The organism is Vagococcus silagei, assembly GCF_004795745.1.
Lineage (GTDB): Bacteria > Bacillota > Bacilli > Lactobacillales > Vagococcaceae > Vagococcus > Vagococcus silagei.
Genome location: NZ_SDGV01000015.1, coordinates 75,963 through 87,525 on the forward strand (window position 1 = coordinate 75,963; position 11,563 = coordinate 87,525).

The window sequence follows — 11,563 nt, forward strand, 5'->3', positions numbered from 1 at the left end:
ACCATTATGTTTTTCCTTTGAAATAAAAAAGAAAATAGAATGTAAGTTTCATTACATTCGAAAGTATCTTAAGTTAAATTTTTTGAAAGAGGGCGGGGAACAATATGAAAATTATTATTGCAGGTTCTGGAGCAATGGGAAGTCGTTTTGGCTTGATGCTACACCGATCAGGAAATGACGTGATTTTAGTAGATGGGTGGAAAGAACATATTGATAAAATTAATAACGACGGCTTACAAGCCAATTTAAATGGGGAAGAAGTCGTTGAAAAAATACCAGCATATCATCAAGATGATTTAGCAGATGTTGATTTTTCTGCTGACTTAGTGATTCTATTTACAAAGGCGATGCAACTGGAAACAATGTTAAAATCATTACAACCATGTTTAGCCGAAGAAACAAAAGTTTTATGTTTGCTTAACGGAATCGGACATGAGGATATTATCAAAAATTATGTGAAATTTGAAAATATATTCATTGGTAATACAATGTGGACAGCCGGAATGGATGGCCCAGGTCGTGTGACTTTATTTGGTAGTGGTTCATTAGATTTACAAAACTTAGGAGCTGGTAAAGAAGAAGCTGCTAAAGAGATTACAAAAGTTTTAAGTGAAGCTGAATTACATGCCAATTTCTCTGAGGATATTTTAGCATCAATCTATCGTAAAGCTTGTGTTAACGGCACAATGAACGGTTTATGTACAATGTTAAATAGTAATATGACTGAATTTGGTGGCACAACATATGCGGATGATATTGTTGAAGCAATTGTGACTGAGTTTGTGACAGTTGCCAAAGCTCAAAATATTGAACTAGATCAACCAGCTATTTTAGCTCAAATTAAAAAATGTTATGATCCGGAAACAATTGGTTTACACCATCCTTCAATGTATCAAGATTTAATCATAAATAATCGTTTAACTGAAATTGATTACATCAATGGTGCAATTGTACGTAAAGGAAAAGAATTTGGTATTTCAACACCATATTGCGCGTTCTTAACTCAATTAATTCATGTTAAAGAAGAAATCTTAGGCGCAAAATAGTCTAATATTATAGAAAGAAAGCTTTCCAGAGATGGGGAGCTTTTTTGTGTTGCTTATATGAGTCTGACAAAAATCTCAGACTATCAGGCTCGTCTTACTGCTCATCCCAAAGCGCCTTTTCCACCCTCCTCTAGTCCGGGTTCTGTGAGCTGGAGCTCAGCACCAAGCCAATTCTAGTATTCAGACATAAACCGTCTGATTACTAAGCTCGTCTTACTGTTCGCCCCAAACCGCTCACCTCACCCTCCTTAATCTTAATTATTCTTAAGGAAAAAATAATATCGTTTATAAAAATTTGTTCTTGGAATTGAGTAAGATTTTTATGAATCATGTATTTGATAAATTAATGGATTAAAGGAGATAAAGATAATGAAACAAACTTTGGGATTAATTTTTGGTGGGGCGTCGACTGAGTATGAGGTGTCACTTACTTCGGCTACGAGTATTATTGAGCATTTACCTAAACAAGAGGGGCATGTTATTAAGATTGGGATTTCTAAATCAGGAATGTGGTACTTGGTTCCAGCTGATGTTTCTCCGATGGATGACTCATTGTGGGAACGAGAGGAAAATCGTTTGACGGTGATGCTTGGTGGTGAGCAAATTGGCATTTTGTATGAGCATACAAAAACTTGGATTAAGATTGATTTGGCATTTCCGATTATTCATGGTCAGTATGGTGAAGATGGTGTTTTAGGCATGATCTTAGATCAATTAGCTATTCCCTATATTGGCTGTCAAACTGAGGCTAATTTGGTTTGTTTTAATAAAAGATTTACTCATCAAATAGCAAAATCAGTAGGCATTAAAACGACTAAATCAGTAATCGTTTCTGAAGCTGATTTCGATAGTAAAGAACTTAATGATTGGCAATTCCCACTTTTTATTAAACCGTTAAAGGGTGGTTCATCAATTGGGATTAGTAAAGTTTCAAAGTTAAGTGAGGTAAAAAAAGCCATTGCATTAGCTTTTGAGTATGATGCGCAAGTTATTATTGAAGAAGCAGTCTCTGGAGTTGAAGTTGGATGTGGTATTTTGCAAAATAAAGATGAGTTATTGGTTGGTAATTTAGATAAAATTGAACTGCAAACGGAGTTTTTTGATTTTGTTGAGAAATATAATTTAGAACAAACAACCATAGAACAACCGTCAAAATTACCGATTGAAATAATAACAGAAGTAAAGCGTCAAGCAGTGCTTCTTTTTAAAGAATATGGCTGTCGTGATTTATCTCGTTTTGATTTTTTTGTGACAGAAGATGGTGCTATCTATTTGAATGAAGTGAATACTTTCCCTGGATTTACAGCACATTCAAGATTTCCAATGATGATGGCGACGACAGGAATTACTTTTACTGAAATTTTGACCATTCTTTTGAATAATCATCAGGAAGGTGATTTATATGAAAAATAATTATTTAATTCTCGTCAATCAAGAGCAACCATTACCACGATTTTTTCAACCGGGTCAACTGATTCTAGGTCGTGATAATGTCTATTTGGAAGAACAAACGCACCTAAAGTTAATGGCCTTATTAAATGAAATTGATGGGCAACAATCGATTCGTTTAGTGAATGGTTTTAGAAGCATTGAGGAGCAACAGCTCTTATATGATACTTCGGTTAAAGAATTTGGTATGACTTATACAAAAAAATATGTCGCCAAACCATTGTGTAGTGAGCATCATACAGGTCTAGCTGTTGATTTAACCACAAGTTTAGCAAATGAAACACATTTAATTTCACCTGAATTTGATTGGCAAAAAAACAAGCTTGTGCAACTGTTTTTAACAAAAATGAGTGATTTTGGTTTTATTCAACGTTATCCTGAAGGAAAAGAGCATTTGACAGGTATCAGTTATGAGCCATGGCATTTTCGTTATGTAGGGCGTCAGCACAGTAAAAAAATGCAAGCCCTCGATCTTTGCTTAGAAGAATACGTGCTGCAGTTAGGGGCAGGTGTTCAATGAAAGAAAAATCACAAGCAGGTTTAGATTATTTTCGTTGGGTGAGTACATTGATGGTCATTGCAATTCATACTTTTCCCTTTCATTTCTTAGGAAAATTTATAGGTGACGAATTGATAACATTGACTATTTTTAGAATTGCGGTACCATTTTTTCTACTTGTGACAGGTTATTATGTCTTAGGACCTTACCTAAAAGCACGCAACTATACGAATGTAAAACGTATCAAAATAAGTCTAAAAAAATGGTTACAAGTATATGGCCTTGTTGTTTTAGGTTATGCGCCATTGATTTATTTAACTCAACCAGAAATTGCCAAATGGTCTTTTTTCAAAATAGTTCAAGAAATATTATTTGGTGGTTTTATGTATCATCTTTGGTATTTTCCTGGCTTGATAGTGGGGATGTTACTTTTACTTTGGCTGTTAAAACGACTGCCAAGTCAAAGTGTTTTAATCATTACTGGCGTACTGTATGTAATTGGAACGCTAGGTGAGACCTATTACTTTCTCTTAAAAAGTATTTTTCATTCCACTGCAGCGATTGACTTTATCCTCATGGTTTTTGGGACGACAAGAAATGGTGTCTTCTTTACCCCATTGTTCTTATTATTAGGTGCCTTAATGTATGGACGAAAAATACAGTGGTTAAACCATTTCACACTTTTTTGGGTACTATTGATTGTTGCAGAAGGTAGTTTGGTACATTTATATCAACTGGAAAAGCATGATGCGATGTATTTAACATTACCATTTATTTCTATTTGTTTATTTCAATACTTATTGACGATTAACATTGAAAATAAAATAAAAAAATATCGTCATTTAACATTGTGGGTTTATCTTGTTCATCCCTATTGGATTTATATTTTCTTTGTGATTCAAAAAGTTTTATCGATAAAAATACCTGCTTTCTTTGTTTTTGTGCTTGTAAGCTTACTATCAATTGTGAGTAGTGTTATTTTTGATTTATTAATAGCAAAATTTAAAGTTCGGCGAATGCGTCAAAAAAAAGGTTTACAACAAATTAGTCTTGAAAGAGGCGTTAAAAAAATAGACCAAACAGCACTTTTAGCAAATTTAACTCAAATTCAATCTTTTGAAAATGTTCAACGGGTGATGGCGATTGTAAAAGCAAATGCTTATGGAACAGATGCTGTTGAAGTAGCTTTGCTTCTTGAAAAGGCAGGGGTAACTGATTTTGGTGTTGCAACATTACATGAAGGCATTGTTTTACGAAAAGGTGGCGTTAGAGGGAGTATTCTCATACTTGGCTATACTGATGCTTCACTGGTTAAAGAGATTCAATATTATGATTTACTTCAAACGATTGTGAGTTTAGAACATGCGAAACAATTGTTGCAACAAACGATTCAGCCATTACGAGTGCATGTCAAAGTTGATACAGGAATGCATCGTCTGGGTTTTGATGCGGATGAAATCGAAGAAATAATTTCTTTATCTAAATTTAAGCAACTTAAAATAGAAGGTATCTTTTCTCATTTGGGTTCTGCAGATGATGATTCATTAATTGCCATCGAGCGTGTTAGAGCTCAACAAGAAAGATATGATTGGGTTTTAGAACAATTAGCAGCTCGAGGTCTGGATTTTGGAATGACCCATTTACAAAGTAGCTATGCGATTGTAAATTACCCCGATATGCATTACGACATGGTTCGTGCTGGATTATTTCTCTATGGCTATTTTGGCGATATTGAAACCAAATTAGATACTAAAATATCGTTGCAACCGATTATGGTACTTTCAGGTCAAGTGATTCAAATTCATGAACTGAAAAAAGGAGATTTAGTTGGATATGGTGAGACCTGTCAAATGAACGAAGGTTCAAAAATTGGAATTGTTTCATTGGGGTATGCCGATGGAATTTCGAGAGGTGCAGCTCAATTTATTAAAGTTAAGTTTGATGGACAAGAATATCCGATAGTTGGCCGAATCTGTATGGATATGTTAATTGTGGACTTCACAACTGCAGAAAATGATCCAACACGATGTTATGTTGAAATTTTAAAGAATATTGAAGAAATTTCAACCCAACTTCAGACCATTTCTAATGAAACTTTGAGTCGCTTAGGTAATCGTTTTTTAACGAAAATTATTTAATCAAGAAGAGACTGAAAAAGGTCTCTTTTTTTCCTACCTTAACTTAAGCAAATACTTAAGAAAACATAAGAAATAGACAAGACTTTATTAAAAACCTCAAGACTAGATTTCTTTATACTAAGGTCAAGAGGTGAGGAAAATGAAGAAAAAGTTAACAGTCATGAGTTTATTAGTTGTATTAAGTTTAGGAAGTATTTTTTATTTTGGTGTTTTGTCAGAAAATCGAGTTTTCTTTGGGAGTAGTCCTTTAACAGTAAAATCAACAAAAATGAAAGCAGCTGAACTTGAATTAAATGGGAAAGTAGCCAGTGAACAAGTTCTTTTAGAAAACTTAAGTACCGGCGAAACTCTCCTTGAAAAAAACGGTGATAAAAAAGTAGCAATCGCTTCTTTAACTAAAATTATGACAGCTTATGCTTTATTACAAAAATCAGATAATTTACAAGATACAGTTGAATTGAATCAAAAAACATTAGATTTATTGACAGCCGAAGGTGCTTCATTAGCTGGTTTCGTTGCAAATGATAATATTTCAATTACCGATTTAGTTTACGCGATTATGTTACCATCTGGTGGAGACGCAGCGATTATGGCAGCTAAGCATGTGTCTGGTAGTGAAACAGATTTTGTAAAAGAGATGAATGAAGAAGCCAAAAAATTAGGTATGAAAAATACTCATTTTAAAACGGCAACAGGATTAGATACTAGACAACAGTATTCAACAGTTCGTGATTTGAATATTCTAATTAAAGCAGCCATGAAAAATCCTATTTTCAATAAAGTCTTTACAACGTTTGAATATAATACCAAACCAACTGACTATACTCCGGAAGGTTATTATTTAAAACATACTTTATTAAGAGATAATAATGATTTAGAGCTTAATAATGGCCGTTTGTTGGGTGGGAAAACTGGTTATACAAAAGATGCAGGTCAGTGTCTGGCCTCAATTGCTGAAATTAACGGTCAAATGTATTTATTGATTACAACAGGAGCAAAAGGGGAACCACTAGGTGAACAACATAATGTGACGGATGCGAATACAATTTTTGAGTCAATTCCTAAGAGATAAATACTATTTTATTTAACTTGTTATTTTATAAATAGTGATAAATTAGTGAAAGTAAGAACAAGCTATAAACCCTTTGTTAATAAGCTTTTATGTTGAGAGTAAACTTTAAAACTGTCGTTTATTAAATGTAAGTTTTAAAGTTTGCTTAAAAGGCTTGTTTTTTTAAGAACTAATTCTTGCAATCCCTTTGGGGAATAGGATACACTTAACCAGAGTCATAGGGAATTCCCTATGAAAAAAGCTAGAGTATGTAGAGATACTCCCCTCTATTCTTCTTTACAATTTATTATGAGGTGAAAGAAATGAAAAAGAAATTAGCCGTTATCAGTATCATTGCAGCATTGGGTGTTGGAGGGCTCTTTTATTTTGGCTTCGTTCAGGGAGCTGACGCGTCACTTGGTAAAGTGCGTTTAAAAGAGAAACCGAAAACAGTAAAAAAAACTAAGCCTGACACAAAAGCAGCAACAAATGAATCAACTAAAGAAATAACTGAAGAACCAGAAAAGAAACCAGCAGAGAAAGAACCAGAAATTTATAGTCAACAAATACTTTTAGAGAACTTGAATACAGGTCAAATTTTAGAAGAAAAAAATGCCGATAAAAGAGTACCAATAGCTTCACTTACTAAAATTATGAGTGCTTTTGTTTTACTTGATAAAGCGCCAAACATTGAGGATACGGTTGTCTTGTCACAAAAAACGATTGATGATTTAACACTTGAAGGCGCGTCTCGTTCAGGTTTTGTTGCAAATGATCCAATTAAAGTAAAAGATCTAGCATATGCCATTATTTTACCTTCAGGAGCTGATGCAGCAATTTTGACGGCTAACTATTTATCAGGAAGTGAAGCAGCTTTTGTCGCTGAGATGAATAATTATGCTCAATACTTAGGTCTACACAATACACATTTCGAAAATTCTACTGGGTTAGATTCAGCAAATCAATACTCAACAGCTAGAGATTTGAATAAGTTGGTAAAAGTAGCAATGCAAAATCCTGTTTTTGCAGATGTTTTTACTCGTTTTGAATATCAGACGAGTCCGACTAAATTAGAAAAAGATGGCTATCATTTAGAACATACACTTTTAAATGAAAAGAATGATTTATCATTAAATAATGGACAATTACTAGGTGGTAAAACTGGCTATACGGAAGATGCTGGACAATGCCTAGCTTCGATTGCTGAAATTAATGGTGAACGTTATCTACTCATTACAACAGGTGCAGATGGTGATCCAAATGGAACTCAGCATAATGTTACTGATGCTAAAAAGATTTATGAATCTATTGGGGTAAAATAAAAAGGACGTGAAAAAGGATGAAACCTAAAATTTTATTAGTCGATGATGAGAAAGAAATCACTAATTTAATAGAAGTTTATTTGAAAAATGAAGGTTTCGAGGTCACAACTTGTTTTGATGGTCAAGCAGCAAAAGAACAGATTGAAACGCAAGAATTTGATATCGCATTATTAGATATTATGTTACCATATGTGGATGGCTTGGAACTCTTGAGCTTGATTCGTCAAGCTCATAATTATCCAGTCATCATGTTAACAGCAAAAGATGATGAGATTGATAAAATTACGGGTCTTTCCATTGGAGCGGACGATTATATCACTAAACCATTTCGTCCACTAGAAGTTGTGGCGCGAATTAAAGCGCAGGTTCGACGCTATAGTCAGTACAATCCAACAACAGCTCAAAACTCGTCAGTCCTATCGACGAAGGGTTTGTATATGGATACAGACAAGCGTATTGTTTTATTGAATGAAGAAACAATTAGTTTAACGCCAAAAGAATTTGGCATTTTAAAATACTTACTTGAAAATAAAGGTAAGGCTTTAACCTCTGAGGATATTTTTCAAGAAGTCTGGCAAGATAAATATTTCGAAGCATCGAATAATACGATAATGGTTCATATTCGCCATATTCGTGAAAAAATGAATGATGCAGTAGATAAACCAAAATACATCAAAACGGTGTGGGGAGTGGGGTACAAAATTGACTAAGAAAACGAAGCGGCGTCTTATAGTGCTACTAGTGATTATGATCAGTTTTGTAGCACTCCTCTTTTTTATTGGGAACTTTACGCCAGTCGGTGAGTATATTGGCAGAGCAGTTAATGATTTTTTTATCAGTTTTAACACAGAAAATAGTGGTGATGGCACTTATTATGAAGTTTCTCGTGTCAATTGGCTTAACTTTAAAAAGTTTTTTTATGTTTTAGGTGTCATTTTTATTATTTTGTTGGCGTTCTTTTCATACCTTATTAGCCAATATTTATTAAAAAGAGAGCGTCAAGATATTACCAAAATGATTGCGAATTCTCTGGGCGATGAGGAAACAAAATTCCATGAAGAATATATTGATGTTTATAATCAACTAGAAATGTTGAAATTGACAAATCTAAAAAATGAAGAATTGTTGATTCAAGAAATACAACGAACGAAAGATTTAGTGACTTATTTGGCACATGATTTAAGGACACCACTAGCTTCAGTGATTGGCTATTTAAACTTATTGGTTGATACAAATGATTCGACAGAAGAGATTCGTATGAAATATTTGAATATAACCTTAGATAAAGCTTATCGCTTAGAGTATTTAATCGATGATTTCTTTGATATTACGCGATTTAATTTTCATAAAATTGTGTTAGACTACTCAACCTTTAATTTGAACTTATTATTCTATCAAATGGTTGAAGAATTCTATCCAATTCTTGATAAGAAAGAACAACAAATTACGTTGAATTTACCGGAAATATTAATGATTGAAGGGGATTCACCTAAATTAGCACGTGTCTTTAATAATCTGTTAAAAAATGCGTCTTCTTATGGATTTGATCAAAGTGAGATTTCTGTTGAGGCTTTTTGTGGTGAAGAAACGGTTAAAATTATCATCTCAAACATGGGAAACACAATCCCACCTGAAAAGTTAACAAGTATTTTTGATAAATTTTATCGCTTAGATAATTCTCGTTCAACAGCAAGTGGTGGCTCTGGCCTTGGGCTTGCGATTGCCAAAGAGATTGTTACGGCGCATGATGGTACTATTTCTGCAAGCAGTCAACAAAATGTGACACAGTTTATTGTGGAATTACCATTAGGGCGACCAGAAGTTGATGAAATTGAAAAGTGAGCGAATGGAGTGTAAAAGTTGGGGAAAAAAGGAATTTTATTAGCAAATATCGGAACGCCTGATCGTCCAGAACCAAAAGAGGTTCGTAGCTATCTTAAGGCGTTTTTAGGCGATCCGCGCGTGATAGATAAACCGAGATGGCAATGGTTGCCAATTCTACATGGTATTATTTTGAATACACGACCTAAAAAATCAGCCGAATTGTATCGAAGTATTTGGCAAGATGAGGGGTCACCTTTATTAATTCATACAAAAGCTCAAACAGCTGGGTTACAAGAAATAATGCCTGAAGATGTTGTGAAATATGGTATGGCTTATAGTGAACCGACAATTAGTCAGTCATTGAAAGCATTTGAAAAAGAAGGTGTTGAAGAGATTACAATTGTACCAATGTATCCTCAATATTCAACATCGACAACAGCTTCAATTTATGATGCTGTTTTTAAACATTATTTGAAAACAGAAAATATACCAGCGCTTAATTTTATTAAAGACTTTGCGACTCATCCAGGTTATATAAACTTGTTACGTCGCCAAATTGAAGCTGGCGTTGCAACATATAAACCTGATTTGTTGCTTCTTTCTTATCATGGTATCCCAGTTTCTTACGTTAAGAAGGGTGATCCATACGAGGAACAATGCGAAGCAACAACCCAAGCTGTTTTTGTGGATTGGGAATGTGGTGTACCGTATAAAAAAGTCTATCAATCAAAGTTTGGACCAGATCCATGGTTAACACCAGCACTAGATCAAACGTTGAAAGAGCTACCTTCTCAAGGTGTAAAAAATGTGTTAGTGATTACGCCGGGATTTGTCGCAGACTGTGTTGAAACAATTGAAGAAATCGAAGTTGAAAATTATGGCTATTTTATGGAAAGCGGTGGTGTTGAATTTAATTACATTCATCCTTTTAATTCAGATAGTGATTTTATTGAGATTTTGAAAGAAATGGTAAAATAAGAATATTTATGAAGCGTTTTCTTAGCTTTGTTGATTGTTTCTGTGATATAGTTGCGTTGTTTGTCAAATAAAAACAATGGAGGCTTGTATCATGGGAAAATTAGAGAAAAAGATTGCAATTGTCACTGGTGGTGCTCAAGGAATGGGTGAAACGCATGTCCGTCTATTCTTAAAAGAGGGTGCTAAAGTTGTCTTTACTGATATTAACGAAGAGGTAGGACTTGCTTTAGAAAAAGAATTAAACCATGAAGCACGATTTATTAAACATGATGTATCGAGTGAAGATGATTGGAAACATGTTATTGATGAAACAATGAAGCTGTATGGTCGTTTGGATATTTTAGTCAATAATGCTGGGATTTCAATGAATGAATCGCTTTTTGATATGACTGTTGAAAAATATAATTTAATTTATAAAATTAATCAACTTTCTGTTTTTATGGGTACAAAATTTGCTGCTGAAGTGATGAAGGAGAATGGTAGTGGTAGTATTATCAATGTTTCTTCAATCAACGGATTAGTCGGAGGTGCAGTTGGCTATACGGATACTAAGTTTGCGGTTCGTGGTTTTACTAAAGCTGCTGCATTACAATTAGCACCGTTAAATATTCGAGTCAACTCTGTTCACCCAGGTGTAATTGCTACACCAATGATTATGCAAGAGGACTCAAAAGATGCGATTGAAGCATTTTCACAATTTATTCCGATGAAAAGAGTGTCACAACCGGAAGAAATTTCTAATCTTGTTTTATTCTTGGCTTCTGATGATTCTTCTTATTCGACAGGTGCTGAATTTGTAGCAGATGGTGGGTTAACAGCTCAATAATTAATATAAATAAACTAGCCATAAACAGTCTATATGAGCTAATTTCATAATTCACTTTTTAGAAAAGTAAACACTCGACCAATTTCAAAATCATTGTTTTTTGAAGTTAAGCGACTAGTTCTTTTCTATATTTCTCTTGTGACAATCGTTGTGCTGCAAAATTCTTTAAATTATAAGCTAGTTGAATCAATAATAGTTCCACTTGAACAATTTCTGATTGATAGTGTGTCGTATCATTTAATTTCATATGTTCTTTTAGATAGCCATTCACTCTTTCAACTGCACTTCGTTTAGCGTATAGTTTTTCCCAAGCTTTTGTTCCGCGTGCAGGATGATTAAATTTTCGTATATCACTACTTTGTTTGATTTTTATTACTTTCTGACATATTTTTTCATGAAATAGTGGACATTCACGACATTTTTGAAGTGG

Annotated in this window: 11 protein-coding genes; 10 read left to right on the forward strand and 1 reads right to left on the reverse strand. The window is 33.9% G+C overall.

Annotated elements, in window-relative coordinates:
* Positions 1–104 precede the first annotated feature (104 nt).
* The 10 genes from ESZ54_RS06725 to ESZ54_RS06770 all read left to right on the forward strand — a co-directional run bounded on the left by ESZ54_RS06725 (position 105) and on the right by ESZ54_RS06770 (position 11,133).
* Positions 105–1,046, forward strand: a complete 942-nt coding sequence (locus ESZ54_RS06725) for a 2-dehydropantoate 2-reductase (RefSeq protein WP_136136901.1) — start codon at positions 105–107, stop codon at positions 1,044–1,046.
* A 369-nt stretch (positions 1,047–1,415) separates the two neighbouring features.
* Positions 1,416–2,459 carry a D-alanine--D-alanine ligase family protein gene (locus ESZ54_RS06730; RefSeq protein ID WP_136136902.1) on the forward strand — a complete coding sequence of 348 codons (1,044 nt, stop codon included), beginning with the start codon at positions 1,416–1,418 and terminating at the stop codon, positions 2,457–2,459.
* Positions 2,449–3,015, forward strand: a complete 567-nt coding sequence (locus ESZ54_RS06735) for a D-alanyl-D-alanine carboxypeptidase family protein (protein ID WP_136136903.1) — start codon at positions 2,449–2,451, stop codon at positions 3,013–3,015. Before ESZ54_RS06730 ends, ESZ54_RS06735 begins: the two co-directional genes overlap by 11 nt.
* Positions 3,012–5,132, forward strand: a complete 2,121-nt coding sequence (alr, locus tag ESZ54_RS06740; protein ID WP_136136904.1) for an alanine racemase — start codon at positions 3,012–3,014, stop codon at positions 5,130–5,132. The genes ESZ54_RS06735 and alr overlap by 4 nt, the downstream gene beginning before the upstream one ends.
* 139 nt (positions 5,133–5,271) lie before the next feature.
* Positions 5,272–6,204: a D-alanyl-D-alanine carboxypeptidase family protein gene (locus tag ESZ54_RS06745; protein WP_136136905.1), complete on the forward strand. Its 933-nt coding sequence runs from the start codon at positions 5,272–5,274 to the stop codon at positions 6,202–6,204.
* A 302-nt stretch (positions 6,205–6,506) separates the two neighbouring features.
* A complete protein-coding gene (locus tag ESZ54_RS06750) occupies positions 6,507–7,505 on the forward strand; it encodes a D-alanyl-D-alanine carboxypeptidase family protein (protein ID WP_136136906.1) in 999 nt (332 codons plus the stop codon).
* Between the two features lie 17 nt (positions 7,506–7,522).
* Complete coding sequence (locus ESZ54_RS06755; protein WP_136136907.1) at positions 7,523–8,215, forward strand: response regulator transcription factor; 693 nt, start codon at positions 7,523–7,525, stop codon at positions 8,213–8,215.
* Positions 8,208–9,347 carry a sensor histidine kinase gene (locus tag ESZ54_RS06760; protein WP_136136908.1) on the forward strand — a complete coding sequence of 380 codons (1,140 nt, stop codon included), beginning with the start codon at positions 8,208–8,210 and terminating at the stop codon, positions 9,345–9,347. The genes ESZ54_RS06755 and ESZ54_RS06760 overlap by 8 nt, the downstream gene beginning before the upstream one ends.
* Positions 9,348–9,365: 18 nt before the next feature.
* Positions 9,366–10,307 carry a ferrochelatase gene (gene hemH, locus ESZ54_RS06765; protein ID WP_136136909.1) on the forward strand — a complete coding sequence of 314 codons (942 nt, stop codon included), beginning with the start codon at positions 9,366–9,368 and terminating at the stop codon, positions 10,305–10,307.
* Between the two features lie 91 nt (positions 10,308–10,398).
* Positions 10,399–11,133, forward strand: coding sequence for a glucose 1-dehydrogenase (locus ESZ54_RS06770; protein ID WP_136136910.1), 735 nt, complete (start codon positions 10,399–10,401; stop codon positions 11,131–11,133).
* Between the two features lie 106 nt (positions 11,134–11,239).
* On the opposite strand, the gene ESZ54_RS06775 is transcribed toward ESZ54_RS06770, so the two are convergent.
* Positions 11,240–11,563 (reverse strand): transposase (locus ESZ54_RS06775; protein ID WP_162615058.1); only part of this gene is annotated, 324 nt, incomplete at its 5' end.

Coding starts and splice junctions, on each gene's coding strand:
- ESZ54_RS06730 (WP_136136902.1), top strand. CDS start 1,416: ATGAAACAAACTTTGGGATTAATTTTTGGTGGGGCGTCGACTGAGTAT.
- alr (WP_136136904.1), top strand. CDS start 3,012: ATGAAAGAAAAATCACAAGCAGGTTTAGATTATTTTCGTTGGGTGAGT.
- ESZ54_RS06725 (WP_136136901.1), top strand. CDS start 105: ATGAAAATTATTATTGCAGGTTCTGGAGCAATGGGAAGTCGTTTTGGC.
- ESZ54_RS06770 (WP_136136910.1), top strand. CDS start 10,399: ATGGGAAAATTAGAGAAAAAGATTGCAATTGTCACTGGTGGTGCTCAA.
- ESZ54_RS06745 (WP_136136905.1), top strand. CDS start 5,272: ATGAAGAAAAAGTTAACAGTCATGAGTTTATTAGTTGTATTAAGTTTA.
- ESZ54_RS06750 (WP_136136906.1), top strand. CDS start 6,507: ATGAAAAAGAAATTAGCCGTTATCAGTATCATTGCAGCATTGGGTGTT.
- ESZ54_RS06755 (WP_136136907.1), top strand. CDS start 7,523: ATGAAACCTAAAATTTTATTAGTCGATGATGAGAAAGAAATCACTAAT.
- ESZ54_RS06735 (WP_136136903.1), top strand. CDS start 2,449: ATGAAAAATAATTATTTAATTCTCGTCAATCAAGAGCAACCATTACCA.